Source organism: Streptomyces sp. NPDC031365 (genome assembly GCF_055569765.1).
Genome location: NZ_JBVIIM010000003.1, coordinates 457,114 through 479,215, shown reverse-complemented (window position 1 = coordinate 479,215; position 22,102 = coordinate 457,114). Strand labels below are relative to the sequence as shown.

Annotated in this window: 20 protein-coding genes and 1 pseudogene; 12 read left to right on the top strand and 9 right to left on the bottom strand. The window is 72.3% G+C overall.

The annotated features are described in order from the left end of the window. Positions 1-22: 22 nt before the first annotated feature. Positions 23-712: a response regulator transcription factor gene (locus ACZ5C2_RS07470; RefSeq protein WP_468787554.1), complete on the bottom strand. Its 690-nt coding sequence runs from the start codon at positions 710-712 to the stop codon at positions 23-25. Here ACZ5C2_RS07470 and ACZ5C2_RS07465 point away from each other — a divergent pair. The 5 genes and pseudogenes from ACZ5C2_RS07465 to ACZ5C2_RS07445 all read left to right on the top strand — a co-directional run. Beyond that, positions 661-1,041: pseudogene (locus ACZ5C2_RS07465) on the top strand (FAD:protein FMN transferase); the annotation flags it as partial. The gene ACZ5C2_RS07470 and the pseudogene ACZ5C2_RS07465 overlap by 52 nt on opposite strands. Positions 1,042-1,165: 124 nt before the next feature. Beyond that, positions 1,166-2,314: an ABC transporter ATP-binding protein gene (locus ACZ5C2_RS07460; protein WP_468787553.1), complete on the top strand. Its 1,149-nt coding sequence runs from the start codon at positions 1,166-1,168 to the stop codon at positions 2,312-2,314. Next, positions 2,311-3,012, top strand: a complete 702-nt coding sequence (locus ACZ5C2_RS07455; RefSeq protein ID WP_468787551.1) for an ABC transporter permease — start codon at positions 2,311-2,313, stop codon at positions 3,010-3,012. Before ACZ5C2_RS07460 ends, ACZ5C2_RS07455 begins: the two co-directional genes overlap by 4 nt. Further along, a complete protein-coding gene (locus tag ACZ5C2_RS07450) occupies positions 3,009-3,674 on the top strand; it encodes an ABC transporter permease (RefSeq protein ID WP_468787549.1) in 666 nt (221 codons plus the stop codon). Before ACZ5C2_RS07455 ends, ACZ5C2_RS07450 begins: the two co-directional genes overlap by 4 nt. Before the next feature lie 79 nt (positions 3,675-3,753). Continuing rightward, on the top strand, positions 3,754-4,710 hold the full coding sequence (locus ACZ5C2_RS07445) for an ABC transporter substrate-binding protein (protein WP_468787547.1): 957 nt from the start codon (positions 3,754-3,756) through the stop codon (positions 4,708-4,710). Between the two features lie 43 nt (positions 4,711-4,753). Here the strand turns inward: ACZ5C2_RS07445 and ACZ5C2_RS07440 are convergent, their stop codons facing one another. The 6 genes from ACZ5C2_RS07440 to ACZ5C2_RS07415 all read right to left on the bottom strand — a co-directional run bounded on the left by ACZ5C2_RS07440 (position 4,754) and on the right by ACZ5C2_RS07415 (position 10,795). After that, positions 4,754-5,350 (bottom strand): GTP-binding protein, encoded by a 597-nt coding sequence (locus tag ACZ5C2_RS07440; protein ID WP_468787545.1) that lies wholly within the window; start codon positions 5,348-5,350, stop codon positions 4,754-4,756. Then, complete coding sequence (locus ACZ5C2_RS07435; RefSeq protein WP_468787543.1) at positions 5,337-5,696, bottom strand: DUF742 domain-containing protein; 360 nt, start codon at positions 5,694-5,696, stop codon at positions 5,337-5,339. Before ACZ5C2_RS07435 ends, ACZ5C2_RS07440 begins: the two co-directional genes overlap by 14 nt. 1 nt (position 5,697) lies before the next feature. After that, the gene (locus ACZ5C2_RS07430; protein ID WP_468787541.1) at positions 5,698-6,129 is read right to left on the bottom strand and encodes a roadblock/LC7 domain-containing protein; all 432 of its coding nucleotides are present in this window, start codon (positions 6,127-6,129) and stop codon (positions 5,698-5,700) included. Continuing rightward, the gene (locus ACZ5C2_RS07425) at positions 6,126-8,540 is read right to left on the bottom strand and encodes a sensor histidine kinase (RefSeq protein ID WP_468787539.1); all 2,415 of its coding nucleotides are present in this window, start codon (positions 8,538-8,540) and stop codon (positions 6,126-6,128) included. Before ACZ5C2_RS07425 ends, ACZ5C2_RS07430 begins: the two co-directional genes overlap by 4 nt. Positions 8,541-8,591: 51 nt before the next feature. Continuing rightward, positions 8,592-9,602 (bottom strand): substrate-binding domain-containing protein, encoded by a 1,011-nt coding sequence (locus ACZ5C2_RS07420; RefSeq protein ID WP_468787537.1) that lies wholly within the window; start codon positions 9,600-9,602, stop codon positions 8,592-8,594. 266 nt (positions 9,603-9,868) lie between these two features. Continuing rightward, positions 9,869-10,795: a lytic polysaccharide monooxygenase auxiliary activity family 9 protein gene (locus ACZ5C2_RS07415; RefSeq protein WP_468787535.1), complete on the bottom strand. Its 927-nt coding sequence runs from the start codon at positions 10,793-10,795 to the stop codon at positions 9,869-9,871. 990 nt (positions 10,796-11,785) lie between these two features. Here ACZ5C2_RS07415 and ACZ5C2_RS07410 point away from each other — a divergent pair. The 4 genes from ACZ5C2_RS07410 to ACZ5C2_RS07395 all read left to right on the top strand — a co-directional run bounded on the left by ACZ5C2_RS07410 (position 11,786) and on the right by ACZ5C2_RS07395 (position 16,519). Beyond that, entirely contained in the window at positions 11,786-12,433 is a 648-nt protein-coding gene (locus ACZ5C2_RS07410) for a ScbR family autoregulator-binding transcription factor (RefSeq protein ID WP_468787533.1), read from the top strand. Positions 12,434-12,474: 41 nt separating this feature from the next. Continuing rightward, positions 12,475-13,653 carry a damage-control phosphatase ARMT1 family protein gene (locus ACZ5C2_RS07405; RefSeq protein ID WP_468787531.1) on the top strand — a complete coding sequence of 393 codons (1,179 nt, stop codon included), beginning with the start codon at positions 12,475-12,477 and terminating at the stop codon, positions 13,651-13,653. A 95-nt stretch (positions 13,654-13,748) separates the two neighbouring features. Then, positions 13,749-15,905: a germacradienol/geosmin synthase Cyc2 gene (cyc2, locus tag ACZ5C2_RS07400; protein ID WP_468787529.1), complete on the top strand. Its 2,157-nt coding sequence runs from the start codon at positions 13,749-13,751 to the stop codon at positions 15,903-15,905. A 164-nt stretch (positions 15,906-16,069) separates the two neighbouring features. Then, complete coding sequence (locus tag ACZ5C2_RS07395) at positions 16,070-16,519, top strand: PDZ domain-containing protein (RefSeq protein WP_468787527.1); 450 nt, start codon at positions 16,070-16,072, stop codon at positions 16,517-16,519. Here the strand turns inward: ACZ5C2_RS07395 and ACZ5C2_RS07390 are convergent. Next, positions 16,512-17,267, bottom strand: coding sequence for a metallophosphoesterase (locus tag ACZ5C2_RS07390; protein WP_468787525.1), 756 nt, complete (start codon positions 17,265-17,267; stop codon positions 16,512-16,514). The genes ACZ5C2_RS07395 and ACZ5C2_RS07390 overlap by 8 nt on opposite strands. 192 nt (positions 17,268-17,459) lie before the next feature. Between ACZ5C2_RS07390 and ACZ5C2_RS07385 the strand changes: the two genes are divergently transcribed. Next, positions 17,460-18,587, top strand: coding sequence for an aminopeptidase P family protein (locus tag ACZ5C2_RS07385; protein WP_468787523.1), 1,128 nt, complete (start codon positions 17,460-17,462; stop codon positions 18,585-18,587). A gap of 50 nt (positions 18,588-18,637) precedes the next feature. Next, entirely contained in the window at positions 18,638-19,594 is a 957-nt protein-coding gene (locus ACZ5C2_RS07380; protein ID WP_468787521.1) for an aminoglycoside phosphotransferase family protein, read from the top strand. 9 nt (positions 19,595-19,603) lie between these two features. Here the strand turns inward: ACZ5C2_RS07380 and treZ are convergent, their stop codons facing one another. After that, positions 19,604-21,349: a malto-oligosyltrehalose trehalohydrolase gene (treZ, locus tag ACZ5C2_RS07375; protein WP_468787519.1), complete on the bottom strand. Its 1,746-nt coding sequence runs from the start codon at positions 21,347-21,349 to the stop codon at positions 19,604-19,606. Between the two features lie 173 nt (positions 21,350-21,522). Between treZ and ACZ5C2_RS07370 the strand changes: the two genes are divergently transcribed. After that, positions 21,523-22,074, top strand: coding sequence for an FHA domain-containing protein (locus tag ACZ5C2_RS07370; RefSeq protein ID WP_468787517.1), 552 nt, complete (start codon positions 21,523-21,525; stop codon positions 22,072-22,074). Positions 22,075-22,102 lie beyond the last annotated feature (28 nt).

Genomic DNA, 22,102 nt, shown 5'->3' with positions numbered 1-22,102 from the left:
CGCAGCCGCCGGAGGTACGCGGTCACTCGGGCGCCTGCCGGATCACGTACCCGAAGCCCCGCACCGTCTGGATCAGCGGCGCACCGGTGTCGTCCAGCTTGCGCCGCAGCCGGCTGACCACCAGTTCCACCACGTTGGAGCGGCCCCCGAAGCCGTACTCCCACACGTGGTCCAGGATCTGCGCCTTGGTCAGCACGGTCGGTGAGCGGCGCATCAGATAGCGCAGCACCTCGTACTCGGTCGGTGTCAGCGACAGCAGCCGTTCCCCGCGCCGCACCTCACGGGTGTCCTCGTCCATCGTCAGGTCCGCCACCCGCAGCACCGACCGCTGGAACCCCGGCCCCGCGCTGCGCCGCAGCACGGTGCGCAGCCGCGCCATCAGCTCCTCCACGGCGAAGGGCTTGACCAGATAGTCGTCGCCGCCCCGGGTCAGCCCCGCCACCCGGTCGGCGACCCCGTCCCGCGCGGTGAGGAACACCACCGGCACCATCGTCCCGGAGCGCCTCAGCCGGTCCAGGACGCCGAAGCCGTCGACGTCCGGCAGCATCAGGTCCAGCACCACGATGTCCGGGCGGAACTCGGCCGCGCGGCGCAGCGCCTCCTCACCGGAGTTGGCGGTGACCGCGTCCCAGCCCTCGTACCGGGCGACCGTCGCCACCAGGTCGGCTATCGGCGGGTCGTCGTCCACGACGAGGAGGCGTACTTTTTCCACCCGCCCATACTGCGGCACCCGCCCGGCTCTGCGCCGTAGTCCGCCTCGCCGACGGCGCGGTCGCCACCTCCGCACGCTATGAACGTGGCGACCACATCGTCGACGGACGCACCGGCCGCCCCGCCACCGCACTGCTGAGCCTGACCGTCGTCGCCCCCACCCTGACCGAGGCGGACGCGGTCGCCACGGCGGCCTTCGCGCTGGGACGCGAGGGGATCGCGTGGGCTGCCGCGCGCCCCGGCTGCGAGGTGTTCGCCGTGACGGCGGACCGGCGGGTGCGGCGGACCCCGGGGTTTCCCGCGGTCGGATCCGGGCAGGTGGCGGCCTAACCCGAGGCCGTTGTGACCCGGGTGCGGGGTTCCGGGGTTCTGTCAGTGGTGCCGTTTACACTCACCGGCGACAGTGCGTGCGACCCCGGTCAGAAACTTCCGCCACCGAAGGGCATTCGGCGTCTTGATACGGATCGATTCAGTCACGAAACGGTACCCGGACGGCACGGTGGCGGTCGACCGGCTGTCGCTGGAGATTCCCGACCGCTCGATCACCGTCCTCGTCGGACCCTCGGGGTGCGGCAAGACGACCACCCTCCGCATGATCAACCGGATGGTCGAACCCACCGAGGGAACGATCCTGCTGGACGGCGTGGACAGCCGGCGCCAACCGGTCACCGTCCTGCGCCGGTCCATGGGATACGTCATCCAGAACGCCGGTCTCTTCCAGCACCGCACGATCGTCGACAACATCGCCACCGTCCCCCGCATGCTCGGCTGGGGCCGGCAGCGGGCCCGGGAGCGGGCGGCGGAGCTGATGGAGCGGGTGGGCCTGGACACCTCGCTGGCCAAGCGGTACCCGTACCAGCTCTCCGGCGGGCAGCAGCAGCGCGTCGGGGTGGCGCGGGCACTCGCCGCGGACCCGCCGGTGCTGCTGATGGACGAGCCGTTCTCGGCCGTCGACCCCGTGGTGCGCAAAGGGCTGCAGGACGAACTGCTGCGCATCCAGGACGAGCTGGGCAAGACCATCGTCTTCGTCACCCACGACATCGACGAGGCGATCAAACTCGGCACCATGGTCGCCGTCCTGCGCGAGGGCGGCAGGCTGGCCCAGTACGCGCCGCCCGCGGAGCTGCTGTCCGCTCCCGCGGACGGCTTCGTGGAGGACTTCCTGGGCGCCGACCGCGGTATCCGCCGACTGTCCTTCTTCCCTTCGGCCGGACTGGAGCTGACGACCGACGCCGTGATCCCGGCCGACGCGACGACCGGACGGATCGCCGCCGTCAAGGCCCCGTACCTCTTGGTCACCGACACCAACGGCCGCCCGCTCGGCTGGGCCGCCCGCGACGAGCTGACCGCCGGGGACATCAGGACCGACCGGCTGCTGCCGTACGGGCGGCCGTTCGTGCCCGCCGCCGACTCCCTGCGGGCCGCCCTGGACTGCGCCGTGCTCTCGCCCACCGGCTGGGCGGTCGCCGTGGACGACGACGGCCGGGTGACCGGCGTCGTCTCCCAGCAGACCATCGGCGAGGCGATCCGCGCCGCCCACACGGCCGGCCACACCGCCGCCCCCACGGCCGGCCGGGCCGAGGACGAGAAGGTCACGAAGTGAGCGGCTTCTTCGACATTCCCAGCGACCTCCAGCACAGCTGGTCCGGCCTGATCGGGCTGCACCTGCGCGAGGCCCTGCTGCCGGTGGCCGCCGGACTCTCCCTCGCGCTGCCGCTCGCGCTGTTGTGCGGGCGCTTCCGCTGGCTGTACCCGCCCGTGCTCGGTGTGACGACCGTGCTGTACGCCATCCCGTCCCTGGCGTTCTTCGTCGTCCTCATCGACTACACCGGCCAGACCGAACTCACCGTGATGATCCCGCTGGCCCTCTACAGCCTCGTGGTCCTCGTCCCGGCGATCGTCGACGGCGTGCGCTCGGTGCCGGACGAGACGCTCGCCGCGGCCACCGCCATGGGCTTCGGGCCCGTACGGCGCTACCTCCAGGTGCAGTTGCCGATCGCCGCGCCCGCCATCATCGCCGGGCTCCGGGTCGCCACCGCGTCCAGCATCTCCCTGGTCAGCGTCGGCGCCCTGATCGGCAACCAGGGCGCCCTCGGCAATCTGCTCGCGGCCGCGCAGAAGTACGACCGGCCCGAGCTCGCGGTGAACGCCGTGCTCACGATGGCCGCACTGGCGATCGCGTGCGACGCCCTGCTGGTCCTGCTGCGGATGCTGCTGACCCCGTGGATGCCGCGCGGCGGCACCCGTCCGAAACCCGCCGCGCGGCGGGCGGAGATCACCCCGGAGGGCGCGGTCCGGTGAACGTCCTCAACTTCGTCAGCGCCTTCTTCGGCGACAGCGCCCACTGGCAGGGCTATGACGGCATCCCGCAGCGCTTCTGGGAGCACGTCCAGTACTCGTTGCTGGCCCTCGCGATCGCCGCCGCCGTCGGCCTGCCCGTCGGTCTGCTGACCGGGCACACCGGACGCGGTGGGAACGCGCTCGCCTTCATCGCCAACGCCGCCCGCGCGCTGCCCAGTTTCGGCCTGCTGGTGCTGGCCGTCCTGCTCATCGGCTTCGGTCTGCTGCCCGTGATGATCCCGCTGGTCGTCCTGGCCGTCCCGCCGATCCTGGTGACCACCTACGAGGCGGTCCGCTCCGTCGATCCCGCGCCGGTGGACGCCGCGAGGGGGATGGGCATGCACGAGTCGCGGATCCTGTTCCAGGTCGAAGTACCGGTGGCGCTCCCGCTGATCCTGAGCGGCCTGCGGTCCGCCGCCATCCAGATCGTGTCGACGGCCACCATCGCCGCGTACGTCAGTCTCGGCGGTCTCGGCCGGTACATCATCGACGGGCTCTACCAGCGCGACTACGAGAAGGTGGTCGGCGGCGCCACGCTGGTGGCGGTCCTGGCACTCGCCACCCTCGCGCTGTTCTGGGCCGCGGGACGGCTGGCGGTGTCGCCCGGCGTACGCAGGCGCTGACGTCCGGCCCCCACCCCTGAGACAAACCGTGACCACCATGTTCTTGACTGACCGTAAAACGGCTGGATTGGATCGGCGAATGACTTCTACCGCGAAAAGCAGCAGGCCCAGAACGAGGCACACCGGCGCGGCCGCCGTCGCGCTCACCGCCGCGGCGGCCCTGCTCGCGGGCTGTTCCTCCGACGACACCTCCGACAACCCCCTGGAGGGGGAGAAGGCCGAGACGGGCACCGTCGTCGTCGGCTCGAACAACTTCGCCGAGAGCACCCTGCTCGCCGACATCTACGGCGAGGCGCTCCGCGCCAAGGGGCTCAAGGTCAGCTACAAGCACAACATCGGCAGCCGTGAGACAACGTACGGCCTGATGAAGAACGGCTCCATCACGGTCCTGCCGGAGTACAACGGCTCCCTCCTCGCCTACCTCGACCCCGAGGCCGGGCAGGAGTCGACGGAGGCGGTGAACGAGGCCGTCAAGGCGAAGCTGGACCAGAAGCTGACGCTGCTGGAACCGTCACCCGCGGAGGACAAGGACTCGGTGAGTGTCAACGCCGAGACCGCCAAGAAGTACGGCCTCACCGCCGAGTCGACCCTCGCCGACCTCAAGGACATCGCACCGGACCTGGTGATCGGAGGCTCGCCCGAGTTCCAGACCCGGCAGCAGGGATTGAAGGGCCTGGAGGCCGTCTACGGGCTGAAGTTCAAGTCGTTCAAGGCACTTGACGCGGGCGGCCCGCTGACCCAGGCGGCGCTCACCACGAACGAGGTCCAGGCCGCGGACATCTTCACCACGGACCCGACCATCGTGAAGGAGGGGTTCGTCGTCCTGAAGGACCCGGAGAACCTCTTCGGATTCGCCAACGTGACCCCACTGGTCCACAAGGACGCGCTCCCCCGGGAGGGCGTCGACGCGCTCAACGCCGTGTCGGCGAAACTGGACACCGAGACGCTCCTCGACCTCGACGCCCAGATCCAGCTGGACAAGAAGGACCCGCTGGACGTGGCCAAGGCCTGGCTGAAGTCGGCCGGCCTGGACTGACCGCCGACGGGGTGCGGCCGACCGGCCGCACCCCACGGGCCGTTCACCCCGCCGGGGCCGCCTGCGCGATCAGCCGGTCGACCAGCGCGATCAGCACATCCCGGCTCGATTCCCGCTCGCGCGCGTCGCACAGCAGCACCGGAACGCCCTCCGGCAGCGTCAGCGCATCCCGGATGTCCTCCACCGGGTACGGATGCTCACCGTGGAAGCCGTTGACGGCGATCACGAACGGTATGCCCCGGCGCTCGAAGAAGTCGATCGCGGCGAAACTGGACTTGGGACGGCGCACGTCCACCAGGACCACCGCGCCCAGCGCGCCGAGGGCCAGGTCGTTCCACATGAACCAGAACCGCTGCTGCCCCGGCGTGCCGAAGAGATACAGCACGAGATCGTCCGAGACGGTGATCCGGCCGAAGTCCAGGGCGACCGTGGTGGCACGTTTCTCCTCGACGCCGTTCAGGTCGTCGACGTCGAGTCCCGCCATGGTCAGAGGTTCCTCGGTGCGCAGCGGGACGATCTCGCTGACCGAGCCGACCATGGTGGTCTTGCCCACGCCGAAGCCACCGGCGATCAGGATCTTGACCGTGTCGGGTGCCGGACGGTCGGCGGAAGCCTGAGCGGTGGTGTCAGAGCCGGCCAAGGCCCTCCCTCACTTTCTGCAGCAGGTCCAGATCCGGGGTGGTACGGGTGACGGGGTGCGGCGGGTGGGCGGTGATGCGGCCCGCCTCCAGCAGATCGCAGAGCATGATGACGACCACGCTCACCGGGAGGTCCAGACGCGCGGCGAGCTCGGCGACCGCGACCGGCCTGTCGCACAGCCGCAGGATCCGCAGGTGCTCCGGCTGCGGCCGGGCCGCGCTCCCGGGCTGCGGATCCGCCGCCGTCACCGTGGTGATGAGCGTGAAGTCCGCGCGGCTGGGTCGGGTCCGGCCACCGGTCAGGGTGAACGGCCGGACCAGCCGGCCGGCCGAGTCGCTACCGCCCACCTCACACGCCGGGATCGGCTGCGGGCCCGGCGGCCTCTCGCGGCGCCGCGCTGAGGTGCTCGCCGATCTTCTTCACCAGCATGTTCATCTGGTACGCCACCACGCCGACGTCCGCGTTCGGACCGGTCAGCACCACCAGGTGGGCACCGGGACCGGCCGAGGTGAGGATCAGGTAGCTGTGGGCCATCTCGATGAGCGCCTGGCGCACCGGGCCGCCGCGGAAGTCCATGCTGACGCCCTTGCTGAGGCTCATCAGACCGGAGGCGGTCGCCGCGAGGCGCTCCGCGTCGTCGCGCAGGAAGCCGGTGGACTTGCTGACCACCAGACCGTCCTCGGAGAGCACCACGGCCTGGTTCACGTCGGCGACCCGTTCCACGAGTCCGGTCAGCAGCTGGTCCAGCTGGGTGTGGGTGGCGGGGGTGGGGCGTGTCATGACGGTGTTCCTTCGTGAGCGGTCGGCGGTCGGCGGTCGGCGGGCGGATCCGGGAACCCGGCGGAAGCGGCGGGCGCGTGTGCCGGTACGGCCTCGTCGGTGTCGCCGGTCCCGTCGTCCCGTGCCTGGCTCGTGCCGCGCTGGAAGCCCGAGAGGGAGGAGGCGGCGCGTTCCGCCGTGAAGTCCTCGCCGGTCTCCTCCCCGGCGTCCGGCGCGCTCTCCTCGCGCAGTTCGGCGGCCAGGCTGGTCTGCGGCACCCGGCGGGGGAGCGGGGTGAGACCGCCCGGGCGGGGGGCGGACGCCGAGGCGGCCGCCGGCACGCCGGCGGTCCGGGTGGCGGCGGTCCGGGTGGCGGCGGGCCGGGCCGCCGCGGCCCGCGTGCCCGCGTCCGTCCGGGTGCCGGGGGCGGCCTCCCCGCGTCCACCGTCCACCGTGTCCCGCGCGGCCCCGGTGTCCGCCGCGGTCCGGTGGTCGTTGCCGCGCGGCTCGTCCCGCACCACGATCTCGTGCGGGATCAGCACGATCGCTGTCGTCCCGCCGTACGGCGACGGCCGCAGGGTGACGGCGATGCCGTGCCGGTGCGCGAGCTGCGAGATCACGAACATGCCGAGCCGGAGGTCGTCGGCGAGCGCCACCACGTCGAATTGCGGGGGCTTGGCCAACTGGGCGTTCAGGGAGGCGTAGTCCTCCTCCGCCATGCCGAGGCCCCGGTCCTCGATCTCGACGGCGAGGCCCTTGGCGACCATGGTCGCCCGCACCCCGACGGGGCTGGGCGCCGGCGAGTACACCGTCGCGTTGTCGATCAGCTCGGCCAGCAGGTGGATCACGTCGGCCACCGCCGGCGGGGCGAGCGACACCTCCTCCTCGGTGAGGACCTCCACCCGCTGGTACTCGGCGACTTCCCCGACTGCGCTGCGTACGATGTCGATCAGCGCGACCGGCTCGCTCCAGGAACGGCCGGGACGCTCCCCGCTGATGATGACCAGGTTCTCCTCGTAGCGGCGCAACTGGCTGGCTGTGGAATCCAGTTCGTACAGGCCCTTGAGGACCTCGGGGTCGGTGTGCCGGCGTTCCAGCGCATCGAGCTTGCTGAGCTGGAGGTTGACCAGGTTCTGACTCTGCCGGGCGATGCCGAGGATGACCTTCTGGAACCCGCGCCGGGCGTCGGCCAGTTCGACCGCGGTGTGCACGGCTGTGTGCTGTGCGGTGTTGAACGCGTTCGCGACCTGCCCCAGTTCGTCGTCACCGTAGTCCAGCGGGGTCGTGGCCGACTCCGCGTCGACCTTCTCGCCGCGCTCCAGCCGGGCCACCACGTCGGGCAGCCGCTCCTCCGCCAGCCCCAGCGTGGCCACCCGCAGACCGCGCAGCCGGCGGGACAGCGAGCGGGTGATACGCCAGGACAGCCCGAAGCACAGCAGGAGCGCGAGCAGTCCCGCGGCACTCAGGGAGGCGGCCGTCACCAGCAGGCTGCGGGCCTCGTCGGCACTGCGGTTGAGCAGTGCGTCGGTCTGCTGCCGGATCATCGTGGCGTACTGCGGGGAGACCTTGTCCATGGCCTCGTCCCACCGCGCCCGCAGGTCCGGCAGGTCGACCGTGCGGTCCTCGCCCTCCGGCGCGGTGGCGAGCACCTGGTCCTCGACCGCCTGCAGGGCACGCCACTCGGGGCTCTGCAGGATCCGCTCGGTCTGCGTCTTGGTGCTGCCGCTCAGGGACGGCACGATCTGGTCCTCGATCAGCCAGCGACGGGTGTGGACCAGCTCCGCGAACTCGCCCCAGCTCTCCGCGTCGAGGCGCCCCGAGGGCCAGGCGAGGGTGAGGCGGGCGTCCTCCTCGGAGACCAGCTCGGCCGCGTGCTCCAGCGCGATCAGCGGCTGGGCCTGCGAGGTCAGATCCCCGTCGTCGACCTGGGAGAGCTCCTGGAAGGCGTGGATCTGGTCGTCGATGATCGAGGTGTACTGGTTGAGCGCCTCCTCGGCGGTGATGTCGCTGGGGTTGTCCACCTGGTCCCGGTAGTACTCGAGGCTGCCCACCGAGCCGAGCACCGAGTACAGCCGGTCCGAGACGCGGGCCGGTGCCTCGGCGATCACGCCCGCCTGCCCGGCCAGCTTCGCGACCGCCGCGTCCGTCTTCCCGCGCTGTGTGTCGAGGGCGGACCGTGAGCTCCCCGGAGCCGCCAGCCACGAGGCGGTCAGCCGGCGTTCCCTCTGCAGCGCGAGCGTGGCGTGCGTGCCCATCGCACCGGTGGACCGGCTCAGTTCCGTCTGCGAACGCAGCTCCAGGCCTTCGGAGAACATCTGGATCGTCGTCAGACCCCACATGCCGGCGAGGCTGACGCTGGGAACCAGCGCGAGGAGGAACAGCGAGAGACGAATGGTGCCGAGACGGCGCCGCGCACCTGTCCGTGGAGACATTGTGCTCCTACAGCGGTCGGGTGAGGGGAGGAGTACGCACGGGCCGGCCCGTCAACGGGTTCCGCCGGCGGCGAACCCGGCGACCGCGTCCGCGTTGGCCCTCGTGACGAACGCCGGACCGGTCAGCACCGGCGCGACCCCGCCGCCGCTGATGTTGCCGTTGGTCCGGTACAGCCACAACGCGTCCACGGCGAGATAGCCCTGCAGGTAGGGCTGCTGGTCGACGGCGAACTGCACGTTGCCGCCGCGTACGGCGTCCACCAGTTCCTTGCTGAGGTCGAAGGTGGCGACACCGGCGTCGCTGCCCGCTTCGGCGGCCGCCTCGACCGCGGTGAGCGCGAAGTCCGCGCCGAGGGTGACGACTTCGTCGATGGACGGGTCCTGGCGCAGCCGGGCGGTGAGGATGCCGGAGACGGCGCTCGGGTCGGTGCCGTCCACGTAGAGGTTCTCCGTCCTCCCGCCGAAGGTCTTCTTCACCCCGGCGCAGCGGGCCTCCAGGCCGACGTTGCCCCGCTCGTGGACGACACACAGGGCGTGCTTGGCCTTCAGCCCGTTCAGCTTCTCGCCGACGGCCCGGCCCGCGACGCTCTCGTCCTGGCCGAAGAACTCCAGCAGCCCCGTCGGCTTCCAGGCGTCGATACCCGAGTTGAGCCCCACCACGGGGATGTCCGCGGCCCGTGCCTCGTTCACCGGGCCCTTCATGGCCTGCGGCTTGGCCAGTGTCAGCGCGATGCCGTCGACGTCGTCGCCGACCGCCTCGCGGACCAGTTCGGCCTGCCCCGCCGGGTCCGGGTCGCTCACATACGTCAGCTCGATGCCGTCCTTGGCCGCCGCCGCCTCGGCACCCTTCTTCACCCGGTCCCAGAAGGCGTCGCCCTCACTGCCATGGGTGACCAGTGTGACCTTCATCCGTCCCGAGCCGGGCCCGGCCGCGTCCTGCGGGTCCGAGGAGTCGTCGGCCGCGCCGAACGCGGAGCAACCGGTCACCAGCAGACCGACGGCGGCTGCCAGGGCCGCCATGCGGTGTCCGGTGAAGCGGCGTGACGGGAAGGACTTGTTCATGAGGAGTGCGGAACCTCGCTGTGCGGCCGAGCAAGAGCAGGGGCGAGTACGGAGGGCAGCCGCTGGGGCGTCCGCCGACCGCGTGACTTTCGCTGGCCCGGAGCCAACCCTGTGCGACCACTGGTCGTCAAGTGAAAGACCACGTGAAGTGAGGTGATGCTGCCGCATCGTGATGAACGGTGAGGGACGGGGGCGCCGCGCGTGGCGTCCGAACCGAACAGCCGGTACGGGCTGTGCCCCCGACTCCCGGAAGTGGCGGGGCGGGTTCAGCGCCGGCGCAGCCGCAGGGCGAGCGCGGCACCTCCCGTGAGCACCAGGACGGCGAGGGCGCCGCCCGCGAGCAGCGGGGCGGAAGGGCCGGTGGGGGCGGCGGAGGCGGTCCGGGCGGCGGGGGCGCTCGAGGGCTCCGAGGGGCGGGCCGCCGGGGTGCTCGCGGCGGGGGCGCTCGGGGTCCGGGGGCGCGGTGCCGGAGGCGCCGCGGTCTTCCCGGCGTCCGTCCGCGCCTCGTCCCGCCGCCTGGCCGCCGTCTTCCCGGCCGCCGGTTCCTCCTGATCCGGAAACACCACGTCCGAACACGAGTAGTACGTGTCCGGCGTGCCGCTGTTCTGCCAGACCGTGTACAGCACATGACGTCCCGACCGGTCCGGGGGCAGGTTCACCCGGAATCGGTAGGCGCCGTCCGTCAGAGTCGGGTCCGTCACCTCGGCCAACGGCCGCTCGGGCAGGGCGGACCAGGTGAGCGGCTTCGCCGGATCGTAGCCGGGCTTCGTCAGATACACGCGGAACGTTCCGGCGTGCGGGATCGTCGAGACGTACGTCATCGGCAGCACCGCACCGGGTCTCACCCGGGTCGCCGGCCAGTCGGCGCGGGCGAGGTCGAGTCCCCGGTAGGCGGGCAGACCCCCGCCGCACAGCTGTCCGTCGGGGATCCGCTGCCGGTCCCGGCCGCCGACGTCCGGCACCCTCAGGTTGTCCCACGCCGTGAACGGCGCACCGTTGGCTGCGACGGCGGCACGGCACGCCGCCGTGGCCGCGCGCGCCCCGCCCTCGGGCGAGCAGGCCACCACGCGGCTCACCGGCTCCGTCGGCGCTCCGTGTGCCCGGGCCGGCGCTGCCACCCACAGCGGCAGCAGCAGCGGGGTCACGAGGGCCGCCGCGAGCGCGGTGCGGTGTGCGGTCGTCGTCCGGGACATCCGGAACGCCTCCTTCGGCGGAGCGGGATCGCGCTGGGTCCTTGCGTGCAGTACGGATGAACCGGCCGGTGCGTTCAGCTCTCTGACGATGCGGGGCATCGCGTCCCGTTCCTGGTCAACCGCAGTTCGTCAAGGGTGGGTTGCCTGCCGGGCCGAGGGTTTCCCCCGTAGTCCGGCGGCCCGCGCGCTGCCTGTCGTTCGAGCGCTGCCGGCCCCCGGGCGCGCCCCCCGAAAGGGCCTCCGCTCGCCCCCGGCCGACGACCGCTCTGCCGCACGTCGATTCACCCTCCGCTCACCTCTCCGCTTCGAGGACGAGGCGAATCGGTCCCTCCCCCCGCACTCCGCGCCGCCCGGGGTCCCGACAGGAAAGGCACCCCCTTGCGCACCGCCCCGAGCTCTTCCCAAGGCTCTTCCTCGAGAGGGAAGCCGATATCCGTAGCGGCGCTCTCCGTCGCCCTGCTGACGGCCGCCTCCGTCCGGGCCGCGCCCGTCGGAGCGCCGGCCGTCCCAGCGGCCCGTACCGCGGCCGCTGCGGGCATCCCGGCCGAGCGGCTCATCGCCGGGTGCGGTTCCGGTGCCGCGGTGGCCATGTTGTTCAGGGCCGCCGCCTGCGCCGCCGCAACGGGCGGGAGGGCCGGCGGCGGGAACGCCGGCTTCCCGTACGGCCTCGGTGCCGGTAGCCGCCCTCGTCGACCCGGACGGGCGGAGCCCGGGACGGCTGACCTACTGAGCCGGCCTCACAGGCAGGCGGGCCGGCCGGTGTGGATGGATGGGGCACCGGTCGGCCCGCCGTTTTCTTTTGTGGCGTCACCTGACACACTTAGATACCGGACGCGCTGTTTTCTTTCGAAGGGTGCGTTTGTTTTGCCGCATACGTCCAAGTGTGCCGGTGTGTATGCCTGGTTGATGTTGGCGCAGGGTGAGTTATCGTGTACCCGGCGTTAAAACAAACGGCATGACCCGTTCCTTTTCGGCACAGGAGTTCAGGCGATGGCGAGGCAGGTACGCGCCGAGCAGACCCGCGCGACGATCATCACGGCCGCCGCCGACCTGTTCGACCGGCAGGGCTACGAATCGACCAGTCTCAGTGACATCGTCGAACACGCCCATGTCACCAAGGGAGCCCTCTACTTCCACTTCGCCGCGAAGGAGGACCTCGCCCACGCCATTCTGGAACTCCAGTCCGAGACCTGCCGCCGACTGGCCAGGGAGACCGGGGTCCGGGGCCACACCTCCCTGGAGGCGCTGATGCGCCTCACCTTCTGCATAGCCAGGATGTCCGCCGAGGACCCCGTCCTGCGGGCCGGCCTGCGGCTCGCCACCGGCGGCACCCGCCCGCGCCCTCCGCTCAGCCACCCCTTCACCGAGTGGCTGGACATCGTCACCGCCCGGCTCCTCGGCGCCGTCAAGGAGGCCGACGTCCACCCCGATGTCGACATCGACGTCGTGGCCCACTCCCTCGTCTGCTTCTTCGTCGGCACCCGCGTCGTCGGCCGCTCCCGGGAATCCGTCGCCCGCCAGCCGCGCCGCACGGCCGAAATGTGGCAGATCCTCATCCGCGGTCTGGTCCCCGTGACCCGGCGCGCGCGCTATCTCAGCCTGGCCGCACGGCTGGAACGGGAGATCGCGCCGGTGTGACATCCGGCGCGCGACGACGGGCGCGCGTTACGGTGAGCCGCATGTCCGACACCCCCACCGCGCCCGTGATCGTCGCCGACGAGCCCGGTACGTTCCCGCACGGCGTGCTGGCCGAGCGGCACCCCGCGATCATCCGGCAGGTGCGCGGGGCCCTCCCGTACGGTCCCGCGCAGCACGGCGCGCTCGACGCCCTGCTGGCCAACTGCACCGCGGGCACCGTCGAACCCCTCCCCGCCGGCACGCACGACCGGGAGCGCTGGCAGGCCTGGGGGATGGACACCTACGCCGGGCGCTCCTGGTACGACGTGCCATGGCTGTGGTCCGAAAGCTGGTTCTACCGCCGACTGCTGGACGCGGTGGGCTACTTCGGCCCCGGTCCCTGGCAGGGCATCGACCCGTTCCGCCCCTCCAAACTCGCCGAACTCGACTCGCCCGCCACGGACGAGGAACTGGCCGCGCTCGACGACCTCACCGGCCGCCCGGAGGGCGAACGGGCGGGCGCCCTGCTGCACGGCTCCCTGTGGGGCAACCGTGCCGACCTGGGCTTCCGGCTGTCCGCCGAGGGGGCCGGGGACACCACCGCCGTCCCCGCCCTGGTGGCCGACGACAGCGAGCGGCTGTGGACGCTGCTCGGCACTTCCGGTACGGGCACCCTGTGCCTGGTCGCCGACAACGCCGGCCGCGAACTCGTCCCGGACCTTCTGCTGATCGCCCACCTGCTCGCCCACGGCCGCATCGGTCGCGCGGTACTGCACGTCAAGCCGTACCCGTACTACGTCTCCGACGCCACCACCGCCGACGTCGTCGACGCGGTGCGCCGGCTCACGGACGCCAGGGGGGCGGCGGCCGCATACGGGCGCGGTCTGTGGGCCGCCCTCTCCGACGGCCGGCTCGCCCTGCGCGCGCATCCCTTCTCCTGCTCACCGCTGCCCTACGAGGAGATGCCGGACGACCTGCGCGCCGACTTCGCCGCCGCCGCGGTCACCGTCGTCAAGGGCGACCTCAACTACCGTCGTCTCGTCGGCGACCGGTACTGGCCCCCCACCACACCGTTCGCCGACGTCACGCGGTACTTCCCGGGACCGGTCGCGGCCCTGCGCACCCTGAAATCCGATGTGATCACCGGACTGACCGCCGACGTCGAAGCGGCGCTGACGGCCGCCGAGGAGCAGCGCTGGCGCACCGGCGGCACCCACGCGCTGATCCAGGTACGGACCTGAGGGCCGCGACTCCCGTTCGGCCGAGGGTTCACGCGATGGTGTGATCACGTCCCGGCCGGCGGATGCCGCCACCGGGCCACGGGTAGCCCCCGGCCATGACGCAGCCGTTCGCACTCCCGCACTTCTACCTGCCGCACCCCGCGCGGCTCAACCCGCATGTCGATCAGGCCCGCGCCCATTCGACCGCGTGGGCGCGGGAGATGGGCATGCTGGAGGGAAGTGGGGTCTGGGAGCAGTCCGATCTCGACGCGCACGACTACGGCCTGCTCTGCGCGTACACCCACCCCGACTGCGACGGCCCCGCCCTCTCGCTCATCACCGACTGGTACGTGTGGGTCTTCTTCTTCGACGACCACTTCCTGGAGATGTTCAAACGCAGCCAGGACCGCGCAGCCGGAAAGACCCACCTGGACCGGCTGCCCCTGTTCATGCCGCTGGACCCGCACGCCCCGGTCCCCGCGCCGGAGAACCCGGTCGAGGCAGGCCTCGCCGACCTGTGGGCGCGCACCGTGCCGGTGATGTCCGAGGACTGGCGAGGCCGGTTCGCCGTCGCCACCGAGCACCTCCTCAACGAGTCGCTGTGGGAGCTGTCCAACATCAACGAGGGGCGGATCGCCAACCCCGTCGAGTACATCGAGATGCGCCGCAAGGTGGGCGGCGCCCCCTGGTCGGCCGGGCTCGTGGAGTACGCGACCGCCGAGGTGCCCGCCGCCGTCGCCGGCACGCGGCCGCTGAGGGTGCTCATGGAGACGTTCTCCGACGCCGTGCACCTGCGCAACGACCTGTTCTCCTACCAGCGGGAGGTCGAGGACGAGGGAGAACTCAGCAACGGCGTCCTCGTCCTGGAGACCTTCTTCGGCTGCACCACCCAGGAGGCCGCCGACCTGGTCAACGACGTGCTCACCTCACGACTCCAGCAGTTCGAGCACACCGCGTTCACCGAAGTCCCCGCCGTCGCACTGGAGAACGGGCTCACCCCGGACCGGGTCGCGGCCGTGGCGGCGTACACGAAGGGCCTCCAGGACTGGCAGTCCGGAGGACATGAATGGCATCTGCGCTCCAGCCGGTACATGAACGAGGGCGCGCGTTCCGGCGCCCCCTGGCAGTCGCCGTCCGGCCCGGGGACCTCCGCCGCCGACATCGGCGCGCTGCTCGCCACCGCCGGGGCCGGGCGGTCGCGCGCCTACACGCAGGTGTCGTTCCCGAAGGTCGGCCCATCCGTCATTCCCGAGATCGACATGCCCTTCCCGCTCCGGCTCAGCCCCGCGCTCGACGGATCGCGGCGGCACCTGCTGGAGTGGTCGCGGCGGATGGGCATCCTCGGTGAGGGAGTCTGGGACGAGGACAAGCTCGCCGGCTGCGACCTGCCACTGTGCGCGGCGGGCCTCGACCCGGACGCCACCCAGGAGCAACTCGACCTCGCCTCCGACTGGCTGGCCTTCGGCACCTACGGCGACGACTACTACCCGCTGGTGTACGGCCACCGCCGCGACCTGGCCGCCGCCCGGCTGACCACGGCACGCCTCGCGGCCTGCATGCCCCTCGACGACGGGCCGGTCCCGCCGCCCGCAAACGCCATGGAACGCTCCCTGACCGACCTGTGGGCCCGCACGACGGCAGGGATGACACCCGGCCGGCGCCGCCCCTTGAGGGCGGCGGTCGAGACGATGACCGAGGCCTGGGTGTGGGAGCTGTCCAACCAGATCCAGAACCGCGTTCCGGACCCGGTGGACTACCTGGAGATGCGGCGCGCCACCTTCGGCTCCGATCTCACCCTGGGACTCTGCCGCGCCGGACACGGACCGGCGGTACCGCCCGAGGTCTACCGCAGCGGTCCCGTGCGCTCCCTGGAGAACGCGGCGATCGACTACGCCTGCCTGCTCAACGACGTCTTCTCCTACCAGAAGGAGATCGAGTTCGAGGGGGAGATCCACAACGCGGTGCTCGTCGTGCAGAACTTCTTCGGGGTCGAATATCCGACCGCGCTGCCCGTGGTGCAGGACCTGATGAACCAGCGCATGCGCCAGTTCCAGCATGTCGTGGCGCACGAACTGCCCGCCGTCTGCGACGACTTCCAGCTCTCGCAAGAGGCGAGGGAGATCATGCGGGGGTATGTGACGGACTTGGAGAACTGGATGGCGGGCATTCTCAACTGGCACCGGAACGTGCCGCGGTACAAGGACGAGTATCTGTCCGGCCGGGTCCACGGCTTCCTCCCGTACCGCGCGCCGGCACCGCCGGTTCTCGTCTGACGGCTTGGCACTTCTGTCGGAGGCGACCCATGGAACGACCCGCGTTGCGGCCCAGACCGATGCCCGGGGACAGGGGCGGGGGCGGATCGGCGGACCGTCCCGAGTCCGCCCGGCCCACGGCGCAGCATGCCGGGCGACGGCGCGGGCGGCGGCTGGTGTCCGCGGTGCTCGGAGCGTTGGCCGGTGTGGCGCTGGTGCTGTCCGGGGTGGGGCTGGGAGCGATGGGTGCGACGATCGCCGGCGCGGGCGGACTCCCCGAGCTGAAGTGGCAGGCGGGGACGGCTTCCCCTTCCGGCCCGCCCGTGGCGTCGGGTACGGGCGCGCCCTCGGCACCGGCGCGGGCGCCCGCCGTCGTCCGGCTCGGGGTGGAGGTGGCCGACGACCGGAGACCGGGGGCCCGGGTCGTCGGTGTGCACATTCCCGGTCCCGGGTTCTCGGCCGGTCTGGTACGGGGGGACGTACTCCTCGCCTTCGGCGGCACACGTGTCGACTCGGCTGCCGACCTGGCACGCCTCGTCGCCCGGGCCCGCCCGGGCGACGAGGTGAAACTGACGGTGCGCCGTCGCAGCGGCGGCTACCAGCAGCTGACAGCGGTCCCCGGCATCGTCACATGACCGCCCGGAAGTGGCTGGTGAGCCGGCCCTCGTCGTCCAGGACATGGAAGGCGAACCCGACCGGGGCGTCCCGGTCGGCGATCTGCTCGCCCTCCCAGGGCAGCCGCAGTGTCCAGGTCACGCCCGGTCCCACCAGCACCGGGCGGCCCGCGAACGTGGTGGCGGCCGGGGTGTGGGCGTGACCGGTGATCAGCCCGGCGACCTGGGGCCGGCGCGCCAGCAGGGCGGCCAGCCACCCGGGGTCGCGCAGCGGGCAGGAGTCGGGCAGGGGGTGGTGCAGCGGTACCGGGGGGTGATGGAAGGCGAGCAGCACCGGCAGACCGTCGTCGAGTCCGTCGAGCGTCGACTCGATCCAGGCGCGGGTCTCCGCGTCCAGTTCCCCGTCGTCGTGGCCCGGGATGCTCGAGTCGCACATCAGCACGGCGCCGCCGGCCAGCACATGCGCGCTGTTCACCGGTCCGTCGGCGGCCGGTCGCCCCAGCAGGGCCTTGCGGTACGGCGCCCGGCTGTCGTGGTTGCCGGGGCAGGTCAGCACCGGGAACGGGGCGTCCCCGTCGCGCAGCCCCAGCAGGCGGGCGGCCTCCTCGTACTCGGCCTCCGTGCCGTGGTCCGCGATGTCCCCGGTGACCAGCAGCGCGTCCGGACGCCGCGGCAGCTCCCACAGCCGGTCGCGCACCCGCCGGGCGCGCTCGGTGGCCCGCGCGGTGCCGTCCAGATGCAGATCGCTGATGTGTGCGAGTACGAGCACGGTCGAAGGCCTCCTCATTTGTACCTGTCAACGAATGAGTGTGATCCAATCATTAGATCTAATGGTTGGACAATGTCCTTCCATTAGTTGCGGTGGGTCGTGGGGCGAACACCGCGAACCGGCTCGCGTCGCCCCCGCCCGCCGGGCAGGATGCTGCCCGTAGCCCTGATGACCGCCCTGGGAGGCCCTCGGATGACCGGCACCACGCCCGCGTCCTTCACCGCCGACGACTACGAGGCCCGTATCGAACGGGCGGCGCGACAGGCCGCCGAGGCCGGGCTCGCGGGACTGCTCGTGGCACCCGGACCCGACCTGGTGTGGCTCACCGGTTACACCCCCACCGCGGTCACCGAGCGGCTCACCCTCCTGGTCCTGGCCGCCGGCCGGGACCCCGTGCTCGTCGTCCCCACCCTGGAGGCCCCGGACGCCGAGCGCGCCCCCGGTGCCTCCGCTCTCACCCTGCGGGACTGGACCGACGGCAAGGACCCCTACGCCGCCACCGCCGCCCTGCTGGACACCGACGGACGGTTCGGCATCAGCGACAACACCTGGGCCATGCACCTGCTGGGCCTGCAGAAGGCGCTGCCCGGCACCTCGTACGCCTCCCTCACCGAGGCCCTGCCGATGCTGCGTGCCGTCAAGGACGCCGCGGAACTGCGCCTCCTGGCCGCCGCCGGCGCCGCCGCCGACGCGGCCTTCGAGGAAATCCGGGCCGTCCCCTTCGCCGGCCGCAGGGAGTCCGACGTGGCCTTTGACCTCGCCGCCCTGCTGCGCCGGTCCGGGCACTCCCAGGTCGACTTCACGATCGTCGCCTCCGGCCCCAACGGGGCGAACCCGCACCATGAGATCGGTGATCGCGTCATCGAACGCGGCGACATGGTCGTCCTCGACTTCGGCGGACTCAAGGACGGCTACGGCTCCGACACCTCCCGCACCGTCCACGTCGGCGAACCCACCGACGAGGAACGCCGGGTGCACGACCTCGTGCGGGAGGCCCAGGAGGCGGGCTTCCGCGCGGTGCGGCCCGGGGCCGCCTGCCAGGAGGTCGACCGGGCGGCCCGCGCGGTCATCGCCGACGCCGGGTACGGGGAGTACTTCATCCACCGCACCGGGCACGGCATCGGCGTCACCACGCACGAACCGCCGTACATGATCGAGGGGGAGGAACAGCCCCTCGTCCCCGGCATGTGCTTCTCCATCGAACCCGGCATCTACCTCCCCGGCCGGTTCGGGGTGCGCATCGAGGACATCGTGACCGTGACCGAGGACGGCGGGCGGCGGCTGAACAACACCGCGCGAGAGCTGGTCATAGTGGACTGAACAGCCCCTTCCGTCCCCTCCCTGCCTCCCCGAACGGCAATGGCGCGACCATGACCCAGGCACCGACACCCACCGCGGACACCGTCCGCCGACTGGCCCGCTCCCTGCTGAGGGACGGCCGCGGAGGCAGCGGCGCGGCGCCCGCCGCCGGACCCGACGTCCGGCCCGTCACCGAGGACGCCGCGCCCGCCACATGGTGGGTCGGCACCCGCCATGTCCTGCGCCTCGCCCCGGACCGTGAGGCGAGCGCCCGCCGGCGCCGCGAACCGCGGCTGCGCGACCTCGTCCGGCCGCATGTCCCGGTCGCCCTGCCGTCCGGAGTCGCGCAGGGCGAGTGGGCACCCGGTCTGCTCTGTACCCTCGACACCCGGCTGCCCGGCGGAACGGCGGAGGAGCACGCCGTGTCCGCCGTCGGCGAGACCGATCTCGCCGGGCTGCTCACGGGGCTGCGCGAGGTGCCGGCGCGGCAGGCGGAGACGCTCGGCGTGCCGCGGGTGTCCCCGCGGTCCCTGGAGGCCCTGCGCCGGGCCGCCGGAGAGGCCGCCGAACGGCTCGCCGCGGCCGACGAGTTCGACCCCGCCCGGCTGAAGCAGCTCACCCCGCCCGCCGCCGCCCAGCTCGCTGCCCAGCCCGGCACGGCGGTCCTCGTCCATCACGCCCTCACCGGCGGGCACCTCGTGGTCAGCGCCGACGGCCGGGTGCGCGGGGTCCTCGGCTGGGACGGGGCGGTGGTCGGCGACCCGGCCGAGGACATCGCGGGCCTCGCGCTCGCCGTCGGAGCCCCGGCCGCCGTCCGCGCCGCCACCCTCGCCGGCTACGGCGCCCGGCCCTGTCTGCGCGGCCTGTGGCTGGCCCGCTGCGACGCCCTCCTCCACCTCGCCGAGGTGCTCACCGGCCGCCCCGCCACCCCACCGCCGGCCCTCCTGCGCACCCGGCTGCGGCGCGCCTGGGAGCCGATCATGCTGGAGCGTGTGACGGGCCTCAGGGACGGCGACGAGGTGCCGTAGCCCGGCCGCTCACGCCTGCAGCAGGACCACCGCCGACTCGCCGGGCAGATGCAGCACCCCGTCCGCACCCGGCACCTCCACGGGCTCCCACGCGGCGAGGACGCGGGCATCGGGAACGCCGAGGGGGATGGCCGCCGGCCGCTCGCCGAGGTTCACCGCCACCCGGACGTCGCCGCGCCGGAAGGCCAGCCAGCGGTGCTCCTCGTCGTAGGCCACCTTGGTGTCGCCGAGGTCGGGGTCGGTGAGGTCCGGCTGCGCGTGGCGCACGGCGACGAGCAGCCGGTACCAGGCCAGCATCCGCGCGTGCGGTTCGCGTTCCGGTTCCGACCAGTCCAGGCAGGAGCGGTCGCGGGTGGCGGGGTCCTGCGGGTCGGGCACGTCGTCCTTCGCCCAGCCGTGCGCCGCGAACTCCCGTCGTCTGCCCTCGCTCACCGCCTCGGCGAGCTCCGGATCGGTGTGGTCGGTGAAGAACTGCCAGGGCGTGCCCGCCGCCCACTCCTCACCCATGAACAGCATCGGCGTGAAGGGAGCGGTCAGTGTCAGGGCCGCCGCGCAGGCCAGCAGCCCGGGGGAGACCAGCGTGGCCAGACGGTCCCCCCGGGCGCGGTTGCCCACCTGGTCGTGGGTCTGGCTGTACCCCAGGAGCCGGTGCCCGGCCACTCGGTTGCGGTCCAGCGGGCGGCCGTGGTGCCGGCCCCGGAAACTGGAGTACGTGCCGTCGTGGAAGAAGCCACCGGTGAGCGTCTTGGCCAGGGCCGCGAACGGGGCACGCGCGAAGTCGGCGTAGTAGCCCCGCGACTCGCCCGTCAGCGCGGTGTGCAGGGCATGGTGGAAGTCGTCGTTCCACTGCGCGTGCATCCCGAAGCCGCCGTCCTCGCGCGGCGTGACGACCCGGGGGTCGTTCAGATCCGACTCGGCGATCAGGAACAGCGGCCGGCCCGTGTCGGCGGCCAGGGCGTCCACCGCGCGGGACAGCTCCTCCAGGAAGTGGCACGCGCGTGTGTCCACCAGCGCGTGCACCGCGTCCAGCCGCAGCCCGTCGATCCGGTAGTCCCGCAGCCACGCCAGCGCGCTGTCCACGAGATACGCCCGCACCTCGTCGGAGCCGGGCGCGTCCAGATTGACCGCCGCGCCCCACGGGGTGTGATGGGTGTCCGTGAAGTACGGGCCGAACCGCGGCAGGTAGTTCCCGGACGGCCCCAGATGGTTGTGCACGACGTCCAGGACGACGCCAAGACCCAGCGCGTGCGCCCGGTCGACGAACCGTTTCAGCCCCTCGGGTCCGCCGTACGGCTCGTGCACCGCCCACAGCGACACCCCCTCGTACCCCCACCCGTGCCGGCCCGGGAAGGGGCACACCGGCATCAGCTCCACGTGCGTCACGCCCAGGTCCACGAGATGACCGAGCCGCTCGGCGGCGGCGTCGAAGGTGCCCTCGCGCGTGTACGTGCCCACGTGCAGCTCGTACAGCACCGCGCCGGGCAGCGGACGCCCGGCCCACGGTGCGCCCCAGGCGAAGCGGTCGTGGTCGACGACGGCACTCGGTCCGTCCGGTCCGTCGGGCTGGCGGCGCGAGCGCGGATCCGGCAGGACGGGACCGTCGTCCAACGCGAAGCCGTACCGGGAGCCGTCGTGCGCCCCGGCCTCCCCCCGCCACCACCCCTCGCGCTCGGGATCACGCTGCAACGCGCGCGTGGCGCCGTCGCACTGGAGCGTCACTCTGCCGGCCTGCGGTGCCCACACCTCGAACTGCACGGACGGTTCCCCTTCGTCTGCTCACCGTGATGTAGCGCCTCCATCGTGCGCCATCGGAGATCAATTCGCCGGGGGATTCCCCCTTTCGCGAAGGGTGTCGCCGAGTACGCCGCGCGTCGGCCGTTTCCCCGGTTTCTGGACAGCCCGGCCGTCGCTGACCGACAATCAACAGCGTGACGTCGTCCTTCGAGTTCCCCACGTATCCCGCGCGGCTGTCCGACGCGGAGCGCGACAAGGCGCTGAGCGTGCTGCGGGACGGTGTCGCCATGGGCCGCCTCTCCCACGACACATTCGTCCGGCGCATGGAACTCGCCCTCGTCGCGCGGCGTTCCGACGAACTCGCCGCGCTCACCGCCGACCTCCCCACGGAAGGCCGCCTCTCCCGGCTGGTGTTCGGCACCGTGGAGGCGGTCTCCGGTTTCACCGTGCGGCTGCGCCGGGCCTGGCAGGCCGAGAAGCTGCCCAAGCTGCTGCTGCCGCATCCGGCGGCCGGCCACCCGCTGCGCATAGGGCGTGATCCGGCCAGCGGACTGAGGATCAGTCACGAGACGGTCTCCCGCGTGCACGCCGAACTCCGCCACCAGGGCGGCCTGTGGGTGCTGCGGGACCTCGGATCGGCCAACGGCACGACGGTGAACGGGCGTCGGGTGGTCGGCGCGGCCGTCGTCCGCGAAGGGGACCAGATCGGCTTCGGGCAGATCAGCTACCGGCTCGCCGCGAACTGACCGCGCGGGATCGGCGCCCCCGCCACAT

Bases quoted from the DNA above. Each gene is read 5' to 3' on its own strand.
- ACZ5C2_RS07445 (WP_468787547.1), top strand. From the start codon at position 3,754: ATGACTTCTACCGCGAAAAGCAGCAGGCCCAGAACGAGGCACACCGGC.
- ACZ5C2_RS07430 (WP_468787541.1), bottom strand. From the start codon at position 6,129: ATGACACGCCCCACCCCCGCCACCCACACCCAGCTGGACCAGCTGCTG.
- ACZ5C2_RS07425 (WP_468787539.1), bottom strand. From the start codon at position 8,540: ATGTCTCCACGGACAGGTGCGCGGCGCCGTCTCGGCACCATTCGTCTC.
- ACZ5C2_RS07420 (WP_468787537.1), bottom strand. From the start codon at position 9,602: ATGAACAAGTCCTTCCCGTCACGCCGCTTCACCGGACACCGCATGGCG.
- ACZ5C2_RS07415 (WP_468787535.1), bottom strand. From the start codon at position 10,795: ATGTCCCGGACGACGACCGCACACCGCACCGCGCTCGCGGCGGCCCTC.
- ACZ5C2_RS07410 (WP_468787533.1), top strand. From the start codon at position 11,786: ATGGCGAGGCAGGTACGCGCCGAGCAGACCCGCGCGACGATCATCACG.
- ACZ5C2_RS07405 (WP_468787531.1), top strand. From the start codon at position 12,475: ATGTCCGACACCCCCACCGCGCCCGTGATCGTCGCCGACGAGCCCGGT.
- cyc2 (WP_468787529.1), top strand. From the start codon at position 13,749: ATGACGCAGCCGTTCGCACTCCCGCACTTCTACCTGCCGCACCCCGCG.
- ACZ5C2_RS07385 (WP_468787523.1), top strand. From the start codon at position 17,460: ATGACCGGCACCACGCCCGCGTCCTTCACCGCCGACGACTACGAGGCC.
- ACZ5C2_RS07380 (WP_468787521.1), top strand. From the start codon at position 18,638: ATGACCCAGGCACCGACACCCACCGCGGACACCGTCCGCCGACTGGCC.